This is a genomic window from Pseudomonas sp. Q1 (assembly GCF_009935975.1).
In the GTDB taxonomy this organism is placed as follows: Bacteria; Pseudomonadota; Gammaproteobacteria; order Pseudomonadales; family Pseudomonadaceae; genus Aquipseudomonas; species Aquipseudomonas palleroniana.
This window is the reverse complement of sequence record NZ_QODI01000003.1, coordinates 384,442-409,287: the sequence shown is the minus strand read 5'-3', so window position 1 is coordinate 409,287 and position 24,846 is coordinate 384,442. Positions and strand designations below refer to the sequence as shown.

The window sequence follows — 24,846 nt, the reverse complement described above, 5'->3', positions numbered from 1 at the left end:
AAAGGACTGTTTCTTATGAAGCGTTTGTTCGCTTTGGCTACGATTGTGGCCGCTGTGGTGGGACACTCTGTTTCGGCCCAGGCCGCCGGCCTGGAATTCGGGGTGGGGGGCACGAGTGATTCGACGATGACCTATCGCCTGGGTCTGACTTCCGACTGGGATAAAAGCTGGTGGCAGAGCGATACCGGCCGACTGACCGGCTATTGGAGCGGCGCCTATACCTATTGGGACGGTGACAAGCGCGCCAGTGTAAGCAGCGTGTCGTTCTCACCGGTGTTTGTGTATGAGTTTGCCGGAGAGTCGGTCAAACCCTACATCGAGGCTGGGGTCGGTGTGGCGCTGTTCTCGCGCACGCGGGTCGAGGACAATAACATCGGCCAGTCCTTCCAGTTCGAAGACCGGTTGGGCTTTGGCCTGCGCTTTGCGGGTGGGCATGAAGTGGGTATCCGTGCCACGCACTATTCCAACGCGGGCATCAGCAGCAACAACGACGGGGTGGAAAGCTACTCGCTGCACTACACCCTACCGTTGTAATTCTTCAGAGCACTGCCAAACCCCTGTGGGAGGGGGCTTGCCCTAATGCCTGTCAGTTAAGAGAACCTGCCGCGACCAAACTCTGTAGTGAGCGGGCTTGCCCCGCGCTGGGTGGCGCAGCCGCCCCAACGAAGACGCCGCGGTATTTCAGGAAGACCGAGGTGCCTGGGTTTGGGGCGGCTGCGCCACCCAGCGCGGGGCAAGCCCGCTCACTACAGATGATGTGTTCTACATCCCACCCTTTAACTGACTGGCATCAGGGCTTGCCCCCGATAGCGCGGGTTCAGTCAATGCATCTGCAACTGACACCACGCAATCGACCGCAAGCCCTTCCCGCATTCTGCTCTGCGCTCATCTCAACATCAGCGATACGCGGTCGCAATCCCTTCACGCTCGGTCAGGCACTCCGGCGCTCCCATCTCGAACTCCCGGCAAATCAGCGGTCGTCTGTCGTAAATGGTGCACATCATCGTGTCCCGATCCAGCGCCGCACACCAGCCGTCGTCAAGGCGCAGCATGACTTCACCGCCCCATTCATCGGTATCGATATAGCGCTCCGGCACACCGGTATCGGTGATCAGCATGACTTCCAGCTGGCAACAGCAGGCTGCGCATGTCGTGCAGGTGACGGCGGGTTCGGTGATCTGGGTATGGGGGATGTGGGTCATAGGTGCGCAGTGTAAGGCAAGCGCATGATGTGCGTATGAATGCTCTGACAGACGTCACTGCTCCAGTTGCCGTGCGATCCAGTGCAGCAGTGGGAACAGCGCCGCCCACAGCAGCGCCAGGCCGATGAGGGTAAGTGTCGTGCCGTAACCGAAACGCACGCCCGCCAATTGGCTGCCGGCGTAATAAGACAACGGCCCGCCGATCGCCCCCAACAGGCTCGCCCGCCACCACGGCTGAGCGCTCCAGGCCAGGCAATGCCGCAGGGTGGTTGCCAGCAACGCCCACAGCAGCATCAGCCAAAAGGGAATCAGCGGCCCTGGAAAGCTGAAATGAAACACCCCAAATGTACGCAGGAAAGTATCGATCACGATGCCCAGCAAGGCCACGGCAAGAATCACCTGGCCTTCCTGGGACCATGAACTGGTCCATAACAAGTGGATGGCCAGCACTGCGCTGCCCACCAGTAACCAGCGACTGTCACCGCCGAGCACACAGGCAAACCAGCCGCACTGGAATAGCACGGCGTTTGCCAAGGGTTTAAGCACTGAAGCGGCCGAGCAAGGGCGGAGTGATCGCCGCGGGTTTGGCCAGCAGTAACTGCGCGGTGCCAATGGTTCGTTCCATGAAGCCTCCTTCGCAGTAGCACAAGTAGAACTCCCACAAGCGCAGGAAGTACTCATCGTAGCCCAGCTCGGAGAGCCGCGCGTGAGCGCGGCGCAGGTTCTCATGCCACAGGCGCAGGGTGCGTGCGTAATGCAGGCCGAAGTCTTCCATGTGCAGCAGGTTCATGTCGGTGTCGCGGCAGACGATCTGCAGCATGTTTTGCACGCACGGCAGGGCGCCACCGGGGAAAATGTAGCGTTGGATAAAGTCGACGCTGCGCTTGGCCTGTTCGAAGCGTTGCTCGCGAATGGTGATGGCTTGCAGCAACATCAGGCCCTGCGGCTTGAGCAGGTGGGCGCATTGCTTGAAGTAGGTGGGCAGGAAACGATGGCCGACCGCTTCAATCATTTCGATGGACACCAGCTTGTCGTACTGGCCGCTCAGGTCGCGGTAATCCTGCAGCAACAGGGTGACCTGGCCCTGCAATCCCAGCGCCTCGATGCGCTTCTCGGTGTAGGCGAACTGCTCTTTGGACAGCGTCGTGGTGGTGACCTTGCAACCGTAGTGCTGCGCCGCGTACAGCGCCATGCTGCCCCAGCCGGTGCCGATCTCCAGCAAGTGGTCGGTGGGCTTGAGTGCCAGTTTCTGGCAGATGCGTGCAAGCTTGTTCAGTTGCGCCTGTTCCAGGGTGTCATCGGGCGTGAGGAATTGGGCTGCCGAATACATCATGGTCGGGTCGAGGAATGCTTCGAACAGGTCATTGCCCAGGTCGTAATGGGCCGCGATATTCTTCTGCGAGCCCTTGCGGGTATTGCGGTTGAGCCAGTGCAACGCCTGGGTGAACGGGCGGGCCAGGCGCGCCAGGCCGCCCTCCATGGCGTCGAGCACCTCCAGGTTGCTGACCATCACCCGCACCACGGCGGTCAGGTCCGGACTGCTCCAGTAACCATGAATGAACGCCTCACCGGCACCGATAGAGCCGTTGGCCGCCACCAGGCCCCATACCGCCGAATCGAGGATGTGGATTTCCCCAAGCAAATGCGCTTCCCGTGCGCCGAATACCTGCCGTTCGCCATCCTCGATCACCACCAGTTGGCCGTGGCGCAGTTGGCTGAGTTGACGCAGCACGCCTTTGCGCAGCAGGGCGCCGGTCATGCCGTTGACGTTCATGCGGTGGGGCTTGACCGATAAGCTAGGGGATTTCATGGCGGTGATCCTTGGTATACCCGACTGCAGTGCGAGAGGCGCCATCGGCGGCCTGATGGGAAAAAATCGGTGTGCGTTTGAGCAGCAGGCGCAGCGCCTGCCAGTAAATCGCCAGGCAGGTCTTGGCGGTCATCCAGGGAAAGCGCCACAGGTAGCGATGCAGGCTGGCGCGATCCAGTGCTTGGCGTTGCAGGCTCAAGGTGGCGTCGAAGACCTTTTGCGCGCCCTGCCAATCAGCCATATGCACGCCCAGCCTGGCGCCGGGAGGGCTGAAACTCATGCGATATTCCAGGTCGCGGGGCAAAAACGGCGACACATGAAACGCCTTGGCTACGGCGAAGTGCTGGTGCTCACCGGCATCGAGGGCCTGGGCCGGCAGCACGTAGTGGTAGCGTTCGCGCCACGGGGTGTTGGTCACCTCACACAGGATGGCGGCCAGTGATCCATCGGCCTCGTAGCAATAGAAGAAGCTCACCGGGTTGAACGCCAGGCCCCAACTGCGGGCCTGGGTCAGCAGGCAGATAGCGCCTTGGGGTGTGCGCCCCAGCGCCTGGCCGACTTGCTGGCGCACGGCGTCGCTCAAACTCATGCCATGGCGAGTGAACTCACGCAGGTAATCCTGCTGACGAAAACCGAAGGGGGCCAGCCGGCCGGCGCCGGCCAAGGGGGACAGCCCGAGTACCTGGTGTTCTTCGTTCAAATCCAGGTACAGCAGGCCGATGCGGTAGCGAAAGGCATGGCCTCTGGGCGCAAACCGGCGATGGGCGATCCAGCCGCTGTACAAGGCGCTGTTCACAGGCTTTCTCCAAAGGCTTGCGCCACGCGCAGCGCGCTGACCACGCCGTCTTCGTGAAAACCGTTGGCCCAGTAGGCGCCGCAATAAAAGGTGTGGCGCGCGCCGTGCAATTCTTCCCAGCGTGCTTGTGCGGCCACTGCCGCCAGGCTGTATTGCGGATGGGCATAGGTGTAGCGCCCGAGGATCTTCAGTGGGTTGATCATCGGCGTCTGGTTGAGGCTGACGCAGAAGGTCGTCTCGCTGTCGATGCCTTGCAGGATGTTCATGTCATAGGTCACGGCCGCCTGCGTCTGCGCATCGCCGGCCAGCCGGTAGTTCCAACTGGCCCAGGCCAGCTTGCGCTCAGGCAACAGGCGCGTATCGGTGTGCAGCACCACATCGTTGTTGGCGTAGGGCAGGGCGCCAAGGATCTCCTGTTCGGCCTGGCTCGGGTCGGCGAGCAACGCCAGGGCTTGATCGCTGTGGCAGGCCAACACTACCCGGTCAAAGGCCTCGCTGCCGGCAGGGCTGTGGATAACCACGCCCTCAGGCGTGCGCTCGACCTTATGCACAGGGCAATTGAGGCGGATCCGCTCGCGAAAGCCTTGGGTCAACGGTTCTATGTAACGGCTGGAGCCACCTTCGATCACGCACCACTGTGGCCGGTTGTTCACCGACAGCAAACCGTGGTTCTTGAAGAAACGCACAAAGAACTGCAAGGGAAACCCGAGCATATCCGCCAGGGACATCGACCAGATCGCCGCGCCCATCGGCACGATGTAGTGCTGGATAAACCGTGGGCCGTAGCCGCCCGCTGCCAGGTAATCCCCCAGGGTCATCTCGGCGCTGATGCGCTGCTGTTGCAGGTCCAGCGGCGCCTGATGGTTGAAGCGCAGGATATCGCGCAGCATGCCCCAGAATCCCGGCGACAGGATGTTGCGGCGCTGGGCAAAGAGACTGTTGAGGTTATTGCCGTTGTACTCGAAACCGCTGCTCTGGTCGCACACCGAGAAACTCATCTCAGTGGGTTTGAATTTCACCCCAAGCTGCTCCAGCAGGCGAATGAAGTGGGGGTAGGTCCAGTTGTTGAACACGATGAAACCGGTGTCCACCGCATATTGCTTGCCCTCGACCGTCACGTTGGCGGTGTGGGTATGTCCGCCAATACGGTCGCCAGCCTCGAACAGGGTAATGTCGTGGCGACGGTTGAGCAGGTAGGCGCTGGTCAGCCCGGCGATGCCGCTGCCGATAATGGCGATCTTCACAGGTCGTCCTTCTGCGGTGGCGGGCTGCGCAGCATGCGTTTGCCGATGATCAGTTGCGCGCGGTTGGGCAGTTTCGACAACGGCCACAACGTGGCGATGAATAGCGCGGGAAAGGCGATTTCCAAAGGCCGTTTGGCAAGCTGGCCGAAGATATGCTTCGCCGCCTTGTCGGCGGACCAACTCAAGGGCATCGGGAAATCATTGCGTTCGGTCAGTGGCGTGTCGACAAATCCCGGGCTGATCACCGTCACGTCGATATTCTCCGGCGACAGGCTGATGCGCAGCGCTTCGAACAGGTAACGCAGCCCGGCCTTGGACGCACCATAGGCTTCGGCACGTGGCATCGGCAGGTACGTCACCGCGCTGGCTACCCCCACCAGATGCGGACTCTGCCCTTTGCGCAAGAGCGGCAAGGCGGCCTCGATGCAGTAACTGCTGGCCAGCAGGTTGGTGCGTATCACGTACTCGATGATCGATGAGTCGAACTGTTTGGCATCGACATATTCACAGGTGCCGGCGTTGAGGATCACCGTGTCCAGCGAACCCCAGGCCGCCTCGATCCGCTCGCCGATCTCGCGTACGGTCTGGCTGTTGGTCAGGTCGCCGGCCACTACCAGCACCTGCCCCGAATAACGTTGGGCGAGTGCTTCCAGCGGGCCTTTGGTGCGCGCGCTCAGTGCCACGTGGGCACCGCTGTTGAGCAATTCCACGGCGAGCGCGGCACCGATGCCACTGCTGGCGCCGGTCAGCCAATAACGGCGGGGCGGTGTAGGGCTCATCCCAGTCTCCTCTTCAGCCAACGGATCAATCGGCCGAATAGCGGCAAGTGTTCATAGAGCAGTGCGCCTGCATCAAAATAGTCGCGATGGCGGTAGACCTTTTCGTGCCACAGCAGGTGTGAGCAGCCTTGTACCCTCACTTCATCACCGTGGTTCAGGCGTGGGTGGCGAAAACTCATGTTCCAGCGCAGGTAGCCTTCGCCTTCCGCCACTTGGTCAAACCCCTGGAAGTCAAAGCGCAACTGGTTGACATGGCTGTACAGCTGGGTGAAGTAACGGTGCATTGCGGGAAGCCCGTGGACTTCGTGCAGCGGATCGGCGAACACAATGTCCGGGCTGTACAGGCTGTCGAGCCGGTGCAGGTTGTGCTTGTCCAACGCGGCGAAGGCCTGGGCGAACCGTTGCAGGAAATCACTCATGTTCAGCCGCCTCCTGGCGTTGCGGCAGGCTGCGGAACGCGGCCAATGCGCGCTCGCGGGAGTGTTTCAGGTCGACCATCGGGCGCGGGTAATCGGCCACGCCGAACAGGCCGCCGACGGACTCCGGGTTGTGCACTTGTTTTTTATTCAGCGCGGCCAGTTCCGGCAGCCAGCGCTTGATGAACACACCCTCGCCGTCGAATTTTTCCGATTGGCTCAATGGGCTGAAAATCCGGAAGTACGGCGCCGAGTCGGTACCGGTGGAGGCGCTCCACTGCCAGCCACCGTTGTTGGCGGCCAGGTCGCCGTCGATCAGGTGACGCATGAAAAAGCGCTCGCCCTCACGCCAGTCGATCAGCAGATTCTTGGTCAGGAACATCGCCACGACCATGCGCAGGCGGTTGTGCATCCAGCCGGTTTCCAGCAATTGGCGCATGGCGGCGTCGATGATCGGCAGGCCGGTGCGTGCTTGCTGCCAGGCGGCCAGTTCCTTGGGCGCGTGGCGCCAGGCCACGGCTTCGGTTTCGGGGCGGAAGGCGCGATGGCGCGACACCCTTGGGTAGCCGACGAGGATATGTTTGTAGAACTCGCGCCAGAGCAGCTCGTTGATCCAGGTGATAGCGCCGATGTCGCCGCTTTCGAATTCACCCTGGTTGGTTTGCAGCGCGGCATGCAGGCATTGGCGCGGCGACACCACGCCGGCGGCAAGGTACGCCGATAGCTGGCTGGTGCCGGGTTTGGCCGGATAGTCGCGTTCGTCCTTGTAGTAGCTGATCTGTTGATCGGCGAAAGCATCGAGACGGCGGCGGGCCTCGTCCTCACCCGCCGGCCACAGGGCACGCAAGCTTTTACTGGGTGTTTCGAAGCCTTCAACGGTGGTCGGCACCGCATCACTGTCGAGCTTGAGTGGCGCCTGGGCTTCTGGCGTGGGCACGATCGGCGGCAAGGCGCTGTGCAGGCGGATATAGCAGACTTTGCGGAACTGGCTGAATACCTGAAAGTAGGTGCCGGTCTTGGTCAGTACACTGCCTGGCTGGAAAAACAGTTGGTCGAGGTAGCTGTGGAACGTCACGCCGTCGGCTTCCAGGGCCTTGGCCACTGCGGCATCGCGGCGGCTTTCGTGGATGCCGTATTCCTCGTTGACATGCACCGACGCGACCGACAGCTCCCGACACAGTGCGCTCAGCACGCCCGGTACCTCTTCCCAGGTCGCAGCTGTGCGAATCAGCAAAGGAATATTCAGCGTGCCCAGCGCTTGGCTCAAGTGCTGCAGGTTGCGCAACCAGAAGTCGACTTTGCACGGTGCATCATCGTGCGCCAGCCATTGTTCGGGCGTGATCACGTAGATGGCCGCGGTCGGGCCTCGCCGGCATGCGGCAGCCAGGGCGGTGTTGTCGTGTAGGCGCAGGTCGGTGCGCAGCCAGATCAAATGCATTTAGACAATTCCACGCTGGATCAATAGCTGATGAGCCGACAACGGGTCTTCGGCCACGAACAATTGCGGGGTATCACGGCTCAACGCGACCAGTTCGGCCTGGTGGATGCATACCGTGGGGCCGGCAATCAATAGAGGGCAAGCAACGCCGCTCAAGTGTTTAGGCAGCGCCGTCAACTGAAGCGATTTGCTCGAATACAGCACCACGGCGCGGGGTTTCAGGTGAGCCACGGCCAGCGCCAGTTCGCCGGCCGGCAGTGGCCAGTCGAAGACTTCCACCGGGCAGTCGGCGCTGCTGGCCAGCCAGGCGCACAGCCACAGGTGCGGCTCCACGGGCAAGTCGGAATGGTTGATCAGCAGCAACGGGGCGCCATGCAGTTGACGATTGTTGTGATAGATGCGCGCGCCGAACTTGCTGCGCAGCCATGACAGGAAAAACACCCGCTCCATTTGTGCGCCGAGTTGGCCCTGCCACTTTTGCTCCAGTTCATTGAGCAGCGGCAGCATTAATTGCTCGCACAAGGTCCGTGGCGGGTACAACGCCATGGCCTGGTTGAACGCATCGTCGACCCGGCGCTCGGCCAGCTCGCTGATGGCCTGCACCAGTGTCTGGCGCAGGGCGTGCCATTCGTTTTCGACGGCGTCAGGCGGAGATTGGGCTGAGTCGATCAGGGATTTCACCTGGCTGACCGGCACGCCGCGATTGAGCCAGGTCAGAATGGTGTGGATACGTTGGACATGCTCGGCGCTGAACAGCCGGTGGCCCTTGGGCGTACGCTGCGGCACGATCAGGCCATAACGGCGTTCCCAGGCGCGCAGGGTGACCGGGTTGACACCGGTCTGGCGCGCCACTTCACGGATCGGCAGCCAGCCATTTTGCAGGGCTTGCGCGATGTCCTCGCCGGGTTCGTCTAGCAGGGCAGCTTTCATATGAGTCAGATCGCGTTTCGCAGGCTGAGGTTTTCCGGGTGCGGTTGCAGGTACGCCTGCTGCGCGATATAGCGGTCCGGATGTTGGCGAAAGTGATGCTTGAGCAAGGTCAGCGGCACCACCAGCGGCACGATGCCGTGGCGGTATTGGCCGATGACCGTTTGCATTTCTTGCTTATCCTCGGCGCTGATGGCCTGTTTGAGGTAGCCGCTGATGTGCTGCAGCACGTTGGTGTGGGTGCCACGGGTGGCGCATTTTTTCAGGCCGGTCATCAACTCGCCGAAATAGCCGGCAGCCAGGTCTTCCAAGTCGATGTCTTTGGTCATGCTGCCCAGGAGGTGGCCGAGGCTTTTGTAATGCGCCGGGCTATGGGCCATCAGCAAGTATTTGTAGCGCGAATGGAAAGCCAGCAGGCGATGGCGGGTGAGGCCGTCAGCCAATAGCTGTTGCCAACTGGCATAGACGAAGACGCGGGTCAGGAAGTTTTCCCGCAGCACCGGGTCATTCAGGCGGCCGTCTTCCTCCACCGGCAGGTTGGGGTGACGTGCGCAAAACGCTTTGGCATAAATGCCCCGGCCGCCGCCATCGACGGGCGTGCCGTTGTCGCGGTAGACCTTGACCCGCTCCAGGCCGCACGACGGTGATTTCTGCATAAAGATGTAGCCGCACAGGTCGGTATGTTGCTCAGCCATTTGCTGGCCATAATTATCCAGCGGCTGGGTGACATTCAGTTCGCGGCGTACGGTACCGACGGCTTGCGGCTGTGCCGGGTCGCCTACCAGGCGAATCGGTTCGCGGGGGATGCCCATGCCGATCGCCACCTCGGGGCAGAGCGGCACAAAGTCGAAATAGTCGGCGAGGGTCTGGCTGCACAACAGGGATTGTTTGTGTCCGCCATTGAAGCGCACGTTCTCGCCGAGCAGGCAGGCACTGATGGCGATCTTCGGTTTTGCAGTGCGGGACATGACCAAACCTCTGTGAAATTCCTGTACAAGCCTTGGAGGCTCGTACAACTACATTCATCATAGGTTTAATATTGTACAAATCAAATGTTTTGTACAATTTTTTAAGCGTGAACTACGCCATATGTTCGATCAGCCGTCGCGCTGCTTCCTGGCCACTGAGCCAAGCCCCTTCCACTCGACCCGACAGGCACCAGTCGCCGCATACGTACAGGCCCAGGTCAGCGTCGGCCAGTACGCCGAACTCATGGCTGCTGGACGGCCGGGCGTACAACCAGCGGTGCGCCACGCTGAACGACGGCGCGGGCATGGCACAGTGCAGCAGTTCAGCGAAGGCGCCGTGCAAGTGCTCGATCACGGCCTCCTTGGAGAGGTCCAGATGAGCTTTGCTCCAGGCGCTGGTGGCGTGCAGTACCCAGGTGTCGAGCGCGCTGTCGCGCCCTGGTTTGCTGCGATTGCGTGCCAGCCAGTCGAGAGGGCTGTCTTGGACGAAGCAGCCTTCCATGGGGGTATCCAGAGGCTGGTCGAACGCGAGGGCGATGGCCCAGGTCGGGTCCATTTTTACCCCGGCGGCGGCACTCGCCAGCTTGGGCGCGGCGGCCAGTAGAGCCGTTGCTTGAGGGGCCGGCGTGGCGATCACCACGTGGCTGAACGGGCCGTGATTGCCGCCGTCGGCGTCCAGCAGGTTCCAATGGTGTTCGCCTTGAAACACTTCGGTGATGCGGCAACCAAACTCGACCGGCAGGTCGTCGAGCAAGGCGCGGGTGATGGCGCTCATGCGCGGCGTACCCACCCAGCGGCTCTGTTCATCGGGGGAGGGGCTGAGCTGGCCGGACTTGAAATTGTACAGCTGTGGTTTCCACTGTTCGGCCCAGCCATTGCTCTGCCAGCGCTGTACTTCATTGACGAAACGTCGGTCGCGGGCGGTGAAGTATTGCGCGCCCATGTCCAGTGAGCCGGCATCGCTGCGCTTGCTGGACATGCGCCCGCCACTGCCGCGGCTTTTATCGAAGAGTTGTACGGTGTGCCCCGCGTCTTGTAACGCTCGGGCGGCGGAGAGACCGGCGATGCCGGTGCCGATGATCGCGATGGGAACAGTCATGGAAGGCCTCGTTTACCGTTGGGTACAGCCTACGCCGACACTAATAGCTGTACAATATTGTTTTTTGGTATAAGTTTTGGCGTAACTGTTCTTACAACGTGACCTATGGTTAAAGCAGAGGCTTGGAACCCTGCGGTTCTAGGCCACGGCTACGCCCGATAACAAATGAACCCTGCTTATAAAATAGACCAATGGCGGGCGGCAAACGTTACATGAGGAGCGTCTTATGCATATTTTGCTGACCGGCGGTACTGGTTTGATCGGTCGCCAACTCTGCCGCTATTGGCTCGCTCAAGGCCATCGCCTGACCGTGTGGAGTCGTGACCCGGAGCAGGTCGCCCGACTCTGTGGCGAGCAGGTGCTGGGTGTCGGCAGCCTGCAAGAAGTTATCGGCGCGGTGGACGCAGTCGTTAACCTGGCCGGCGCGCCGATTGCCGATCGCCCGTGGACGAAGAAGCGCAAGACGCTGCTGTGGAGCAGCCGTATCAGCCTCACCGAAACCCTGCTGGGATGGATGGAAAGCCTTGAGCAGAAACCGGCCGTGTTGATTTCCGGTTCTGCGGTGGGCTGGTATGGCGATGGCGGCGAGCGCGAGCTGAGCGAGGCGAGCGGTCCGGTGCAGGATGATTTTCCCAGCCAGCTGTGTATCGCCTGGGAAGAAACGGCACTGCGCGCCGAAGCATTGGGCCTGCGCGTGGTGCTGGTGCGCACCGGCCTGGTGCTGGCAGCCGAGGGCGGCTTTTTGTCGCGGCTGCTACTGCCGTTCAAGCTGGCGTTGGGCGGGCCGATCGGCGATGGTCGGCAGTGGATGCCGTGGGTCCATATCAAAGATCAAATCGCCCTGATTGATTTTCTTCTGCACAAGCCTGACGCCAGTGGTCCTTATAATGCCTGCGCCCCTCACCCGGTGCGTAACCGCGAGTTTGCCAAGACGCTGGGCCAGGTGCTGCACCGCCCCGCATTCATGCCGATGCCGGCCTTGGCGTTGAAGGTTGCTCTGGGCGAGTTGTCCGGGTTGTTGCTGGGCGGGCAGAAAGCCGTCCCCGAACGGCTGCTGGCCGCCGGTTTCACTTTTCAGTTCACTGATTTGCACGCGGCCCTGGAAGATATTTCCAGCCGCCTCTAGAGATAGGATGTTGCATGACGGATCACGCGTTGTTACTGGTCAACCTGGGCTCACCGGCGTCCACTTCGGTGGCCGATGTGCGCAGCTACCTCAATCAGTTCCTGATGGACCCCTACGTGATCGACCTGCCGTGGCCGGTGCGGCGTTTGCTGGTATCGCTGATCCTGATCAAGCGGCCCGAGCAATCGGCCCACGCCTATGCCTCGATCTGGTGGGAAGAAGGCTCCCCGCTGGTGGTGCTCAGCCGTCGCCTGCAGCAGCAGATGACTGCGCAATGGACCCAAGGCCCGGTCGAGCTGGCCATGCGGTATGGCGAGCCCTCGATTGAAAGCGTGCTGACCCGAATGGCCAGCCAAGGTATCCGCAACGTCACCCTGGCGCCGCTGTATCCGCAGTTTGCCGACAGCACCGTGACCACCGTGGTGGAAGAGGCGCGGCGCGTGGCGCGGGACAAAAAGCTCGACGTGCGCCTTGCCATCCTGCAGCCCTTCTACGACCAGCCCGAATACCTCGATGCCTTGGTCGCCAGTGCCAAGCCGCACCTGCAGCAGGACTACGATCACCTGCTGTTCAGTTTTCACGGCCTGCCGGAGCGGCACCTGAAGAAGCTCAACCCAGGCCATGCCTTTGATGGTGCTACGGACTGCTGTGCCAACGCGTCACCCGAAGTGCGGGCGACTTGTTACCGTGGCCAGTGCTTCAGTGTGGCGCGGGAGTTTGCCGCGCGCATGGGGCTGCCCGAAGACAAGTGGTCGGTGGCTTTTCAATCGCGGCTGGGCCGGGCGAAGTGGATCGAACCCTACACCGAGGCGCGCCTTGAGACCCTGGCTCAGCAGGGGGTTAAAAAGCTGCTGGTGATGTGCCCGGCGTTTGTTGCTGATTGCATCGAGACGCTGGAAGAGATCGGCGATCGCGGGTTGGAACAATTCCGCGAAGCGGGGGGCGAGGAGTTGGTGTTGGTGCCGTGCCTCAATGACGACCCGCAATGGGCAGTGGCGCTCAACACGTTGTGCGAAAGAGCGCCGTTGGACCTCTGAACACCCTCACTCGTGGTGAGGTTCGCCGAGGAACGTCAGCGAAGTGAATAACCCACGTGTCGCCACGTCGGGGTTGTCCTTGAGCGGCACGACCACCTGCGCGGCGATCACGTTCAAGCCCTCATTGCGCACCAGCACCTGGGCACGTCCGTCCTTATCGGTTTCGGTGCTCAAGGTGTTCGGTGCGTTGCGATAATCGCCCACCAGCTTGACCCCGGCCACCGGCTTGCCGTCGAGCAGCACTCGCACGGGCAATGATCGACCCGGGCCGACAGTCAGCGGGTCGGCTTCCGGCAAGATCAGCAGTTTGAGCGCGTCCAGCTTGGGCAGCTTGGCGCCAGGTGTGTAGATCGCCAGGCTGTACTTGAAGGTCTGCGTCGACTCAATGGCTCCAGGCACCTGGGTGCGCCCTTTGTTGATCCACTGTTTATCCGCCGTTTGCGACCACATGCCGTTATCCAGCGCCACTGCCAATACTGCCGGTGCCTTGAGCGGCTTGAGGCGTGCGTGATCGTCAAGGCGCTGCACAGTCACCGGGATCATTTTGCCGCTGGCGTCGTAGGCCCAGGCGCCGCTGATTTTCTGGGCTTTGAAAGCGTTGTCCTCGGCGCCATGGCCGTAGATCACTTCGATGTTGCCGCGACGTTCTTCGGTCCATAGGCCATGGGCCGATACCTGAGTGGCGAAGAGCAGGCCAAGCAGGGCGAGGGGTTTGAACGGGTGCATGGTGAGATCCTTTTACAGGTTGAGGGTCAAGCTCAGGGTCAGGTTGCGCGGCTCGCCGGGTGTGACCCAGTAGGTGCTGTAGGAGCGCTCGTAGTATTTTTCATCGAACAGGTTGTTGAGGTTCAGGCCCACGGTCACCTGCTCGCTGGCCTTGTAATGGGCCAGCAGGTCGACGGTGTGATAGGCCGGCAATTCGAAGCGGCTACCCGCTTCCCCGGAGCGGTCGCCGACATAGGTGAATGCTGCGCCCAGGTCCGAACCGCGCAGCGCGCCATCCTGGAATTCGTACACACCCAGCAGGCTGGCGCTGCGCTTGGCCACGCCGAGAATGCGGCTGCCGGTTGGAATGGCTTTGTCTCCCTGGGTGACTTCGGCGTCGATGTAGGCGAAGGCACCGATGACTCGTACGGCGTCGCTCACTTGCCCGCTGGCTTGCAGGTCAAAACCTCGGCTGCGGGCCTTGCCCATGGCGCGCTGGGTGTCGGTGGCCAGGTCCAGGGCCAGGACGTTTTCCTTGTCGATATGGAAAGCGGCCAGGGTGGTGCTGAGGCGGTCGTCGAACAGCTCGCTCTTGATACCCACTTCATAGCCCACGCCTTCTTCCGGCTTGAAGGATTTGCCACCGGCATCCAGGCCATTATTGGGTTTGAACGATGTCGAGGCGTTGGCAAACAGGCCGACTTGCGGTGTGAGTTGGTACAGCAGGCCGGCGCGCTGGGTCAGGGTGTCATGGGTTTGCCGGCTCTTGGCGTGGTTGCGTGTGAAGTCCTCAGTGCTTTGTTCCACATGCTCCAAACGCGCGCCAAGCATGCCGCGCAGGCGGTCGGTGAAGACGATCTGATCCTGCAGGTTCAGCGCCTGGCTTTTGACTTGTTCATAGACGTCTGTGCCGGAGCGCGTGCCGTTGGGTTTGGGCTGGCCATACACGGGGTGGAAGACGTCTATGGCGTAAGGGCTGCCGGCAATCGCGGTGACACGTTCCTTCTTGCGGTAGTCCTCGTACTCGGTACCGATCAGCAGTTCGTGTTGCCAACTGCCGATATCGAACCGGCCGCGCAGTTCCAGTTGGGTGATGCTGTCGTGCCAGCCGGTGGAGCGCTCACGGTAGCGGCGGTTGACGGTGTGCCCGTCGGCGTTCAGTGCTCGGCTTTCCGAGGCATCGCCCCACAGGCTGCCTTGTTTGTAATGGCTGGCTAGGCGCAATTGCCAGGTGTCGTCGAGGCTGTGTTCGATAGCGGCCTGGATCCGATTGTTGTGGTTGCGGATATTGCCGTCGTTGGGTTCGCCGAGAAATGTGGAGCGGGACATGCCGGTGTTGGCGACGATGCCGCGATCGAATGTCGAGCTGTGGCGTACGAATTCACTTTCTACCAGCAGGTGGGTGTCTGGCGTCAGTTGAAAGCTGAAGGACGGTGCGACAAACACCCGCTTTGCATCCACATGATCGCGGAAACTGTGGTTGTCCTCCACCGCCAGGTTAACCCGTGACAGTAGGTTGCCTTCCCTGTCCAGCGGCGTATTGACGTCTATGGCGGTACGGTAGCGGTCCCAACTGCCGGCGCTGGTTTGCAGGGTGGTGAAGGCATCTGGTTGGGGTTTCTTGGTGACGATGTTGACGGTGCCGCCCGGGTCCCCACGCCCATACAGGCTGGCAGCAGGGCCCTTGAGCACTTCAATGCGCTCGATATTGGCCGTGTCCGGTGTACTCGGGTAGCCGCGGTTGGCGCTGAAACCGTCCTGGTAGAACTCGGAGGTGGTGAAGCCTCGTACGCTGTATTCGTAGAGCGTCAGGCCGCCGAAGTTGTTTTGCTTGGACACACCGCCTGCATATTCCAGGGCGCGCTCAACGTTGTGGCTGCCCAGGTCCTTGAGCACCGTGGCAGGAATCACGCTGATCGATTGGGGGATGTCGCGAATCGCGGTGTCAGTTTTGGTCGCGCTGGCAGAGCGCGTGGCGCGATAGCCTTCAACCGGACCTGTGGCAGATTCATAGGCGTCGGTGGTGACGCTGATGGCATCCAGTTCAACGGTATTGTCTTCGGCGTAGGCGGGGTCCAGCAGCAAACCCAGGGCCAGGCCGGCCAAGGGCACAAACTTTCGAGACGACATGGTAAAGCGTTCCAATAGCGATATTGAAACAATATAACATGCCTAATGAGAATGAATTGCTTTGAAACATCCGTTTACAGGTGCCCGCGAACGGGCACCTGCGATGTGACTTATCCCTCTTCTTTCACCGGCGCGGGCGGCGGGCGCAGGCCAATTTCCGCCGACAGGTTGATCTCTTTACCGTTGCGCATGACCTGGATCGTCACCTTATCGGTCGGTTTGATCCGTGCCACCTGGTTCATCGACTTGCGGCCATCACCGGCCGGCTCGCCATCAATACTCAGGATCACGTCGCCCAATTGCAGGCCGGCTTTCTGGGCCGGGCCGTCGCGGAAGATCCCCGCCACGACAATGCCGGGGCGACCGGTCAGGCCAAAGGATTCGGCCAGTTCCTTGGTCAACGGCTGGACTTCGATCCCCAGCCAGCCGCGAATCACCTGGCCGTGCTCGATGATCGACTTCATCACTTCCATCGCCAGTTTTACCGGGATCGCAAAACCGATGCCTTGGGAGCCGCCGGACTTGGAGAAAATCGCGGTGTTGATGCCGGTCAGGTTGCCATTGGCGTCCACCAGCGCGCCGCCGGAGTTGCCCGGGTTGATCGCCGCGTCGGTCTGGATGAAGTCTTCGTAGCTGTTGAGCCCCAACTGGTTGCGCCCGGTAGCGCTGATGATGCCCATGGTTACCGTCTGGCCAACACCGAACGGGTTGCCGATGGCCAATGCCACATCACCCACGCGCAGCCCTTCCGAGCGGCCGATGGTGATCGAGGGTAGGCTCTTCAAATCGATCTTCAGCACCGCGAGGTCGGTTTCCGGGTCGCTGCCGACCACACGGGCCAGGGTTTCACGGCCATCGCGCAGGGCCACGACAATCTGGTCGGCGCCGCTGGTCACGTGGTTATTGGTGAGGATGTAGCCTTCGGGGCTCATGATCACCCCGGAACCCAGGCTCGACTCCATGCGGCGCTGCTTGGGGTCGTTGTCACCGAAGTAACGGCGGAACTGCGGGTCTTCAAACAACGGATGCGCCGGCTTGTTGATGACCTTGGTGGTGTACAGGTTGACCACGGCAGGCGCGGCGATGACGACAGCGTCCGCATAAGTCACCGGGCCTTGCACCACTGAACTGGTTTGCGGCGCCTGCTGCAGGTTGACATCAAGGCTGGGCAAGCCCACCCACTGGGGATAACGCTGAATAATCAGCATCGCGATCAGCACGCCAGCCAACAATGGCCATCCAAAAAAACGCAGTGCCTTGAGCATCAAGTAAGTCCTGACAGGTTGCAGGGGGCGGGAGAGCGCCCATAATGTCGCGCATTATACGAGGCTGCGAGCGCCTCGGAACGGGATATTTAGGAGTCTTTATATGGCCGTCCCCCTTACCACCCTCGTCGAGGAAGCGGACCGCTACCTTGCCAGCGCAAAAATTGCCGATTACTGCCCCAATGGCCTGCAGGTGGAGGGTCGCCCGCAAGTGCGGCGCATCGTCAGTGGCGTGACCGCAAGCCAAGCCCTGTTGGATGCTGCCGTCGAAGCCGAGGCTGACTTGGTGCTGGTGCATCACGGGTATTTCTGGAAGGGTGAGAACCCGTGCATCACCGGCATGAAGCAGCGCCGCCTGAAAACCCTGCTCAAACACGACATCAGCTTGCTGGCCTACCATCTGCCGCTGGACCTGCACCCGGATGTGGGCAACAACGTGCAGCTTGCCCGCCAACTCGACATCACCGTCGAAGGCCCGCTGGACCCGAGCAACCCCAAGGTCGTCGGCCTGGTCGGTTCCCTCGTCGAGCCCTTGTCGCCCCGTGATTTCGCGCGCCGTGTGCAGGACACCATGGGTCGCGAGCCGCTGTTGATCGAAGGCAGTGAAATGATCCGCCGTGTCGGCTGGTGTACCGGCGGTGGCCAGGGCTATATCGACCAGGCGATTGCTGCGGGTGTCGACCTGTACCTGAGTGGCGAAGCGTCCGAGCAGACCTTCCACAGTGCGCGGGAAAACAACATCAGCTTCATCGCCGCCGGCCATCACGCCACCGAGCGCTACGGGGTGCAGGCGTTGGGTGATTACCTGGCGCGGCGGTTCGCCCTGGAACATTTGTTCATTGACTGCCCGAACCCGATTTGAGCCATGCGGCGGGTGACTTGCCGGCGATAGCAGTGTGTCAGTCTGAGAGGGGTGGCTGAGCCGCCGCTATCGTGAGCAAGCCCCCCTCCCACATGCCAAACCTGGGGGCATATTCATATACCGTTTCGATCTAGTTGGCGCCCTGAATAGAAGAAGGTGCTGTGCTAGCATGCCTCGCTCGAACACGGCCCGCTGGCCGTCCATAAGATCGTTTTTCCGTGAGTAACCATGGTCGACAAACTGACGCATCTGAAACAGCTGGAGGCGGAAAGCATCCACATCATCCGCGAGGTCGCCGCCGAGTTCGACAACCCGGTGATGCTCTACTCGATCGGTAAAGACTCCGCCGTGATGCTGCATCTGGCGCGCAAGGCGTTCTTTCCGGGCAAGCTGCCGTTCCCGGTGATGCACGTCGACACCCGCTGGAAATTCCAGGAGATGTACAAGTTCCGCGACCAAATGGTCCAAGAGCTTGGCCTGGAACTGATCACCCACGTCAACCCGGATGGCGTGGCGCAGGGCATCAACCCATTCACCCACGGTAGCGCCAAGCACACCGACATCATGAAGACCGAGGGCCTCAAGCAGGCCCTGGACAAGCATGGTTTCGACGCAGCCTTTGGCGGTGCCCGTCGCGATGAAGAGAAATCCCGCGCCAAAGAGCGCGTGTACTCGTTCCGCGACAGCAAACACCGCTGGGACCCGAAGAACCAGCGCCCCGAGCTGTGGAACGTCTACAACGGCAACGTCAACAAGGGCGAGTCGATCCGTGTGTTCCCGCTGTCCAACTGGACCGAACTGGACATCTGGCAGTACATCTACCTGGAAGGCATCCCGATCGTGCCGCTGTATTTCGCCGCCGAACGCGATGTGATCGAGAAGAACGGCACGTTGATCATGATCGACGATGACCGCATCCTTGAGCACCTCTCCGACGAAGAAAAAGCGCGAATCGTCAAAAAGAAAGTACGTTTCCGTACCCTTGGCTGCTACCCGTTGACGGGCGCGGTGGAGTCCGAAGCCGAGACGCTGACGGACATCATTCAGGAAATGCTCCTGACGCGAACTTCCGAGCGCCAGGGCCGTGTCATCGACCACGATGGTGCCGGCTCGATGGAAGACAAAAAACGTCAAGGTTATTTCTAAGGGGCTGTCATGTCGCATCAATCTGATTTGATCAGCGAGGACATCCTCGCCTACCTGGGCCAGCACGAGCGCAAGGAAATGTTGCGCTTCCTGACCTGCGGCAACGTCGACGACGGCAAGAGCACCCTGATCGGGCGCCTGCTGCACGACTCCAAAATGATCTACGAAGATCACCTGGAAGCCATCACCCGCGATTCGAAGAAGGTCGGCACCACCGGTGACGACATCGACCTGGCCTTGCTGGTCGACGGCTTGCAGGCTGAGCGTGAGCAGGGCATCACCATCGATGTTGCCTACCGCTATTTCTCCACCGCCAAGCGCAAATTCATCATCGCCGACACTCCCGGCCATGAGCAGTACACCCGCAACATGGCCACCGGTGCATCCACCTGTGACCTGGCGATCATTCTGATCGATGCGCGCTACGGCGTGCAGACCCAGACCCGTCGCCACAGCTTTATCGCCTCGTTGCTGGGGATCAAACACATCGTGGTGGCCGTCAACAAGATGGACATCAATGGCTTTGACCAAAGTGTATTCGAGCAGATCAAGGCCGATTACCTGAAGTTCGCCGAGGGTATCGCCTTCAAGCCGAGCACCCTGGCATTCGTGCCGATGTCCGCGCTCAAGGGCGACAACGTGGTGAACAAGAGCGAGCGTTCGCCCTGGTACACCGGCCAGTCGCTGATGGAGATCCTAGAAACCGTCGAGATCGCCAACGACCGCAACTACACCGATTTACGTTTCCCGGTGCAGTACGTCAACCGTCCGAACCTGAACTTCCGTGGTTTTGCCGGCACCCTGGCCAGCGGCATCGTGCATAAGGGCGACGAAGTGGTGGTGCTGCCTTCGGGCAAGAGCAGCCGCGTCAAATCCATCGTCACCTTTGAAGGCGAGCTGGAGCACGCAGGCCCGGGCCAGGCCGTGACCCTGACCATGGAAGACGAGATCGACATCTCCCGTGGCGACCTGCTGGTACATGCCGACAACGTGCCGCAAGTGACCGACGCCTTTGACGCCATGCTGGTCTGGATGGCTGAAGAGCCGATGCTGCCGGGCAAGAAATACGACATCAAGCGCGCCACCAGCTATGTGCCGGGTTCCATCACCAGCATCGTGCACCGCGTGGACGTGAACACCCTGGCCGAAGGCCCGGCGAGTTCGCTGCAACTCAATGAGATTGGCCGGGTCAAGGTCAGCCTCGACGCCGCCATTGCCCTGGACGGCTACGACAGCAACCGCACCACGGGTGCGTTTATCGTCATCGACCGTTTGACCAATGGCACCGTGGCTGCCGGCATGATCATCGCGCCGCCGGTGGGTCATGGCGGTGCGGCGCAGCACGGCAAATTGGCGCATGTGTCCACCGAAGAGCGTGCGTTGCGCTTCGGCCAACAGCCGGCCACCGTGTTGTTCAGCGGCCTGTCGGGCGCCGGCAAAAGCACCTTGGCCTACGCGGTTGAGCGCAAGCTGTTCGACATGGGGCGTGCGGTGTTCGTGCTGGATGGCCAGAACCTGCGTCACGACCTGAACAAAGGGCTGCCGCAGGACCGTGCCGGTCGCACTGAAAATTGGCGGCGTGCCGCCCATGTGGCGCGCCAGTTCAACGAGGCCGGCCTGCTGACCCTGGCCGCGTTCGTTGCGCCGGATGCCGAAGGCCGTGAACAGGCCAAGGCGCTGATCGGCGCCGACCGCCTGCTGACCGTCTATGTGCAAGCGTCGCCGCTGGTGTGCGCCGAGCGTGATCCGCAAGGTTTGTACGCTGCCGGTGGGGATAACATCCCTGGCGAATCCTTCCCGTATGACGTGCCGTTGAACGCCGATCTGGTGATCGACACCCAGGCCCTGTCGCTGGAAGAGAGCGTCAAGCAAGTGCTGGAGCTGTTGCGTCAGCGCGGCGCGATCTAAAAATGTGGGAGGGGGCTTGCTCCCGATAGCGGTACATCAGCCATTACCATTTGTGGCTGATCCACAGCTATCGGGAGCAAGCCCCCTCCCACAGGTTGATTACCTTTTGCCTGGATGCTCTGTGTGCAGCTTGTCCAGCAGCGCATCCTTGTCCTTCCAGAGTTGGTTGATCCAGCCCTGGAATGCGGTTCGATACTCCCCATCCTGCTCGTAGTTCTTGCCGATGAACGCGGCGGGGATCTGCACTTCTTCAAACTGCACCACCACGTCCTTCAAATTTCCGCAGAGCAAGTCCCAATACCCCGGGCTCCCGGCCGGGTAATGAATGGTGACGTTGACCAGTGACTTCAGTTGCTCGCCCATGGCATCCAGCACAAACGCAATCCCACCGGCTTTAGGCTTGAGCAGGTAGCGAAAGGGTGAATTCTGCTGCGCGTGCTTGCCAGGGGTAAACCGTGTGCCTTCGGCAAAGTTGAAGATGCCCACAGGGTTGTCACGAAACTTCGCGCAAGTCTTGCGGGTGGTTTCCAGGTCTTTGCCTTTTTTCTCCGGGTGCTTTTCCAGGTAAGCCTTGGTGTAGCGCTTCATGAACGGGAAGCCCAACGCCCACCACGCCAGGCCAATCACCGGTACCCAGATCAGCTCCTGCTTGAGGAAAAATTTCAACGGGCGAATCCGCCGGTTGAGCACGTATTGCAACACCATGATGTCGACCCAGCTCTGGTGGTTGCTGGTCACCAGGTAGGAGTGTTGGTAGTCCAGGCCCTCAAGGCCGGACAGGTGCCAGCGTGTACGCTGCACCAGATTCATCCAGCCTTTGTTGTTGGTGACCCAGGCTTCATGGGTGTGGTTCATCAGCCACTCACTGAAGCGCTTGGCAAACTGCAGCGCCTTGAACAGGGCCACGATAAACAGGAACGAACACAGCAGGATCGTGTTCAACGCCAGCAGCAGCGAAGCAATGACCCCGCGCACGGCGGCAGGTAGAAAATCCAGCATTTAAATATCCATGGGGCGGTTGGCGGCTTGGATCGCAGTCAGTGCGATGGTGTACACGATGTCGTCGACTTGAGCGCCGCGTGGCAGGTCGTTCACCGGTTTGCGCAAGCCCTGGAGCATCGGCCCCAGGCTCACACAGTCGGCGCTGCGCTGCACGGCCTTGTGCGTGGTGTTGCCGGTGTTCAGGTCCGGGAACACGAAGACGGTGGCTTTACCGGCGACCTGGCTATTGGGCGCCAGCTGCCGAGCGACGGTTTCGTTGGCGGCGGCGTCGTACTGCAACGGGCCATCGATCAGCAGCGAGCTTTGCTGTTCGTGGGCGAGCAGGGTGGCCTCGCGGACTTTTTCCACCTCCTCGCCGCTGGCTGAATCACCGCTGGAGTAGCTGATCATCGCCACGCGCGGGGTGATGCCGAACGCGGCGGCCGAGTCGGCGCTTTGCAGCGCGATCTCGGCCAGTTCGGCCGCGCTCGGGTGCGGGTTCATGACGCAGTCGCCGTACACGAGCACCTGTTCGGGGAACAGCATGAAGAATACCGACGACACCAGCGTGCAGCCCGGCGCGGTCTTAATCAGCTGCAGGGCCGGACGGATGGTATTGGCGGTGGAATGAATGACGCCGGATACCAGGCCGTCCACTTCATCCAGCGCGAGCATCATGGTGGCGATCACCACGTTGTCTTCTAGTTGCTGCTCGGCCATCGGCGCGTTGAGGCTTTTGCTCTTGCGTAGCGCAACCATGGGTTCGACGTAGCGCTGGCGTATCAGGTCCGGGTCGAGAATCTCCAGGCCCTCGGGCAATTCGATACCCTGGGCCCGGGCGACGGCCTCCACATCCGAAGGCTTGGCCAGCAGCACACAGCGCGCAATGCCGCGGGCCTGGCAGATGGCGGCTGCTTGTACGGTCAACGGTTCGCTGCCCTCGGGTAACACGATGCGCTTGTTGGCGGTCTGGGCGCGTTGGATCAGCTGATAACGGAACACCGCCGGCGACAGGCGCATTTCCCGTGGCGTACCGCAACGTTGGTGCAGCCAGCGTGCATCCAGGTGGCTGGCGACGAAATCGGTGATGATCTCGGCGCGCTCGCGGTCGTCGATCGGGATTTCCTTGTTGAGGCTGTTGAGCAGGTTCGCCGTGTCGTAGGAACCGGTGCTTACCGACAGCACCGGCAGCCCGGCCTGGAGCGCGCCACGGCACAAATCCATGATGCGCGGGTCGGGTAGGGTGTCGCTGGTCAGCAGCAGCCCGGCCAGGGGCACGCCGTTGATCGCCGCGAGGCTGACGGCGAGGATGATGTCGTCGCGATCACCTGGCGTCACCACCAGCACGCCAGGCTTGAGCAGTTCCACAGTGTTGCGCATGGTGCGCGCGCAGATGATGATTTTGGTCATGCGCCGGCTTTCATAGTCGCCGGCGTTGAGGATCTGCGCGCCCATCAGGTCGGCGACGTCGCGGGTGCGCGGAGCGTTGAGCTCGGGTTGGTAGGGGATGCAGCCGAGCAGGCGGAAATCCCCACTGCGCAGTAACGGCGAATGTTCTTTCAGGCGCGCCGAGAAGGCTTCCATGCTTTCGTCGGTGCGCACTTTGTTGAGGATCACGCCCAGCACCTTCGGATCTTTCGGGCCGCCGAACAGTTGCGCCTGCAATTCGACCCGGCCGGAAAGCTCGGTGAGTACTTCGTTCTCCGGGGCGGACACGAGGATCACCTCGGCATCGAGGCTTTTGGCCAGGTGCAGGTTGACTCGCGCCGCGTAGCTGGCGCTGCGGGTCGGCACCATGCCTTCGACGATCAACACGTCCTTGCCCACGGCGGCTTGCTGATACAGGGTGATGATTTCCTCGAGCAGCTCATCGAGCTGGCCGTCGCCAAGCATGCGCTCAACGTGGGCCAGGCCCAGGGGTTGGGGTGGTTTCAGGCCGTGGGTGCGCGCCACCAGTTCGGTGGAGCGCTCGGGGCCCGTGTCGCCTGGGTGCGGCTGGGCAATCGGTTTGAAGAAGCCGACTTTCAGTCCGGCCCGCTCAAGGGTACGCACCAGCCCGAGGCTGATGGAGGTCAGACCCACACCAAAATCGGTGGGCGCGATAAAAAAAGTCTGCATGCGAATTCTCTGGAGGTGCATGGCTTCGGTGGTGCTCTATGGTTGAGCACCTGCCGGGAATCAGGCATCAAGATTATCGTTATTCGACCCTTGCGCACACCAGCCGCAGGCAAAGGGTTGGCCTATTTTTTCAAGGCGTTGCGTGGTATCGAGTACCCAGCCTCGGGACTGCCAGGGTGGCTGGTGCCGCAGGTGCTGGGTGTGGCCGCAGGAGAGCTCGGCGACCCAATGCTGATCGTCATCCTGGTGGAACCCGATGATGAGGGATACCGTTGGTCGGTCCCGTTGGTCCGGGTTCTGTTCGCTTTCGGGCAAATCCTTGTTTAGACTTGTCCGTTCTTCATTCTTATGCAAAAGGTCTCGCCCCCATGACGATCGCCGCTAACAAGGCTGTCTCCATCGACTATACCCTGACCAACGACGCTGGTGAGGTCATCGACAGCTCAGCCGGCGGCGCGCCGCTGGTCTACCTGCAAGGCGCAGGCAACATCATCCCGGGCCTGGAGAAGGCCCTGGAAGGCAAGAGCGTCGGCGATGAGCTGACCGTTGCCGTTGAACCTGAAGATGCCTACGGCGAATACTCCGCCGAACTGGTCAGCACCCTGAGCCGCAGCATGTTCGAAGGCGTCGACGAGCTGGAAGTGGGCATGCAGTTCCACGCCTCCGCACCGGACGGCCAAATGCAGATCGTCACCATCCGCGATCTGGATGGCGATGACGTGACTGTCGACGGTAACCACCCTCTGGCTGGCCAGCGCCTGAACTTCAAAGTGAAGATCGTTGCCATCCGCGACGCCTCCCAGGAAGAAGTGGCTCACGGTCACGTCCACGGTGAAGGCGGTCATCACCACTGATTGATGCATTGATCGGCTGGTAGCAAAAACGCCCC

24 protein-coding genes are annotated in these 24,846 nt (G+C 61.2%); 7 read left to right on the top strand and 17 right to left on the bottom strand.

What is annotated here, in order from left to right:
- Window positions 1-15 precede the first annotated feature (15 nt).
- Window positions 16-534 carry an acyloxyacyl hydrolase gene (locus DK870_RS07010; protein WP_060754823.1) on the top strand — a complete coding sequence of 173 codons (519 nt, stop codon included), beginning with the start codon at window positions 16-18 and terminating at the stop codon, window positions 532-534.
- Window positions 535-896: 362 nt separating this feature from the next.
- On the opposite strand, the gene DK870_RS07005 is transcribed toward DK870_RS07010, so the two are convergent.
- From DK870_RS07005 to DK870_RS06955, 11 genes are all read right to left on the bottom strand, one after another.
- Window positions 897-1,202, bottom strand: a complete 306-nt coding sequence (locus DK870_RS07005) for a YkgJ family cysteine cluster protein (RefSeq protein ID WP_161548316.1) — start codon at window positions 1,200-1,202, stop codon at window positions 897-899.
- 54 nt (window positions 1,203-1,256) lie between these two features.
- Entirely contained in the window at window positions 1,257-1,748 is a 492-nt protein-coding gene (locus DK870_RS07000) for a DUF2878 domain-containing protein (protein ID WP_161548315.1), read from the bottom strand.
- Window positions 1,741-3,012, bottom strand: a complete 1,272-nt coding sequence (locus DK870_RS06995; protein ID WP_090366905.1) for a cyclopropane-fatty-acyl-phospholipid synthase family protein — start codon at window positions 3,010-3,012, stop codon at window positions 1,741-1,743. Before DK870_RS06995 ends, DK870_RS07000 begins: the two co-directional genes overlap by 8 nt.
- Window positions 2,999-3,808, bottom strand: a complete 810-nt coding sequence (locus DK870_RS06990) for a DUF1365 domain-containing protein (RefSeq protein ID WP_161548314.1) — start codon at window positions 3,806-3,808, stop codon at window positions 2,999-3,001. Before DK870_RS06990 ends, DK870_RS06995 begins: the two co-directional genes overlap by 14 nt.
- Window positions 3,805-5,052 carry an FAD-dependent oxidoreductase gene (locus DK870_RS06985; RefSeq protein ID WP_161548313.1) on the bottom strand — a complete coding sequence of 416 codons (1,248 nt, stop codon included), beginning with the start codon at window positions 5,050-5,052 and terminating at the stop codon, window positions 3,805-3,807. The genes DK870_RS06990 and DK870_RS06985 overlap by 4 nt, the downstream gene beginning before the upstream one ends.
- A complete protein-coding gene (locus DK870_RS06980; protein ID WP_060754829.1) occupies window positions 5,049-5,831 on the bottom strand; it encodes an SDR family oxidoreductase in 783 nt (260 codons plus the stop codon). The genes DK870_RS06985 and DK870_RS06980 overlap by 4 nt, the downstream gene beginning before the upstream one ends.
- On the bottom strand, window positions 5,828-6,250 hold the full coding sequence (locus DK870_RS06975; protein WP_161548312.1) for a nuclear transport factor 2 family protein: 423 nt from the start codon (window positions 6,248-6,250) through the stop codon (window positions 5,828-5,830). Before DK870_RS06975 ends, DK870_RS06980 begins: the two co-directional genes overlap by 4 nt.
- Complete coding sequence (gene phrB / locus DK870_RS06970) at window positions 6,243-7,685, bottom strand: deoxyribodipyrimidine photo-lyase (RefSeq protein WP_161548311.1); 1,443 nt, start codon at window positions 7,683-7,685, stop codon at window positions 6,243-6,245. Before phrB ends, DK870_RS06975 begins: the two co-directional genes overlap by 8 nt.
- On the bottom strand, window positions 7,686-8,615 hold the full coding sequence (locus DK870_RS06965; RefSeq protein WP_161548310.1) for a MerR family transcriptional regulator: 930 nt from the start codon (window positions 8,613-8,615) through the stop codon (window positions 7,686-7,688).
- A 5-nt stretch (window positions 8,616-8,620) separates the two neighbouring features.
- The gene (locus DK870_RS06960) at window positions 8,621-9,580 is read right to left on the bottom strand and encodes a DUF523 and DUF1722 domain-containing protein (protein WP_161548309.1); all 960 of its coding nucleotides are present in this window, start codon (window positions 9,578-9,580) and stop codon (window positions 8,621-8,623) included.
- Window positions 9,581-9,692: 112 nt separating this feature from the next.
- Entirely contained in the window at window positions 9,693-10,679 is a 987-nt protein-coding gene (locus tag DK870_RS06955; RefSeq protein ID WP_060754834.1) for an NAD(P)/FAD-dependent oxidoreductase, read from the bottom strand.
- A 226-nt stretch (window positions 10,680-10,905) separates the two neighbouring features.
- On the opposite strand from DK870_RS06955, the gene DK870_RS06950 reads away from it, so the two are divergent.
- On the top strand, window positions 10,906-11,805 hold the full coding sequence (locus DK870_RS06950) for a TIGR01777 family oxidoreductase (protein ID WP_161548308.1): 900 nt from the start codon (window positions 10,906-10,908) through the stop codon (window positions 11,803-11,805).
- A gap of 14 nt (window positions 11,806-11,819) precedes the next feature.
- Window positions 11,820-12,842 (top strand): ferrochelatase, encoded by a 1,023-nt coding sequence (gene hemH / locus DK870_RS06945; protein ID WP_161548307.1) that lies wholly within the window; start codon window positions 11,820-11,822, stop codon window positions 12,840-12,842.
- 6 nt (window positions 12,843-12,848) lie between these two features.
- On the opposite strand, the gene DK870_RS06940 is transcribed toward hemH, so the two are convergent.
- The 3 genes from DK870_RS06940 to algW all read right to left on the bottom strand — a co-directional run bounded on the left by DK870_RS06940 (window position 12,849) and on the right by algW (window position 16,942).
- Window positions 12,849-13,568 carry a DUF4198 domain-containing protein gene (locus DK870_RS06940; protein WP_161548306.1) on the bottom strand — a complete coding sequence of 240 codons (720 nt, stop codon included), beginning with the start codon at window positions 13,566-13,568 and terminating at the stop codon, window positions 12,849-12,851.
- Window positions 13,569-13,580: 12 nt separating this feature from the next.
- Entirely contained in the window at window positions 13,581-15,677 is a 2,097-nt protein-coding gene (locus tag DK870_RS06935) for a TonB-dependent siderophore receptor (protein ID WP_161548305.1), read from the bottom strand.
- A 110-nt stretch (window positions 15,678-15,787) separates the two neighbouring features.
- Window positions 15,788-16,942, bottom strand: coding sequence for a Do family serine endopeptidase AlgW (algW, locus tag DK870_RS06930; RefSeq protein ID WP_161548304.1), 1,155 nt, complete (start codon window positions 16,940-16,942; stop codon window positions 15,788-15,790).
- A gap of 103 nt (window positions 16,943-17,045) precedes the next feature.
- Between algW and DK870_RS06925 the strand changes: the two genes are divergently transcribed.
- The 3 genes from DK870_RS06925 to cysN all read left to right on the top strand — a co-directional run bounded on the left by DK870_RS06925 (window position 17,046) and on the right by cysN (window position 20,858).
- Window positions 17,046-17,804: a Nif3-like dinuclear metal center hexameric protein gene (locus tag DK870_RS06925; protein ID WP_161548303.1), complete on the top strand. Its 759-nt coding sequence runs from the start codon at window positions 17,046-17,048 to the stop codon at window positions 17,802-17,804.
- Between the two features lie 228 nt (window positions 17,805-18,032).
- On the top strand, window positions 18,033-18,950 hold the full coding sequence (gene cysD / locus DK870_RS06920; RefSeq protein WP_060754841.1) for a sulfate adenylyltransferase subunit CysD: 918 nt from the start codon (window positions 18,033-18,035) through the stop codon (window positions 18,948-18,950).
- Between the two features lie 9 nt (window positions 18,951-18,959).
- Entirely contained in the window at window positions 18,960-20,858 is a 1,899-nt protein-coding gene (cysN, locus tag DK870_RS06915) for a sulfate adenylyltransferase subunit CysN (RefSeq protein WP_161548302.1), read from the top strand.
- A gap of 99 nt (window positions 20,859-20,957) precedes the next feature.
- Here the strand turns inward: cysN and DK870_RS06910 are convergent, their stop codons facing one another.
- From DK870_RS06910 to DK870_RS06900, 3 genes are read right to left on the bottom strand one after another with little or no spacing between them, the layout of a single operon-like run.
- Window positions 20,958-21,857: an acyltransferase gene (locus DK870_RS06910; RefSeq protein WP_161548301.1), complete on the bottom strand. Its 900-nt coding sequence runs from the start codon at window positions 21,855-21,857 to the stop codon at window positions 20,958-20,960.
- The gene (gene pta, locus DK870_RS06905; RefSeq protein ID WP_060754844.1) at window positions 21,858-23,957 is read right to left on the bottom strand and encodes a phosphate acetyltransferase; all 2,100 of its coding nucleotides are present in this window, start codon (window positions 23,955-23,957) and stop codon (window positions 21,858-21,860) included.
- Window positions 23,958-24,017: 60 nt separating this feature from the next.
- Window positions 24,018-24,311 (bottom strand): DUF3565 domain-containing protein, encoded by a 294-nt coding sequence (locus DK870_RS06900; protein WP_081087021.1) that lies wholly within the window; start codon window positions 24,309-24,311, stop codon window positions 24,018-24,020.
- 14 nt (window positions 24,312-24,325) lie between these two features.
- Here DK870_RS06900 and DK870_RS06895 point away from each other — a divergent pair, with 14 nt between their 5' ends.
- Window positions 24,326-24,811: a peptidylprolyl isomerase gene (locus tag DK870_RS06895; RefSeq protein ID WP_060754845.1), complete on the top strand. Its 486-nt coding sequence runs from the start codon at window positions 24,326-24,328 to the stop codon at window positions 24,809-24,811.
- Window positions 24,812-24,846: the final 35 nt, after the last annotated feature.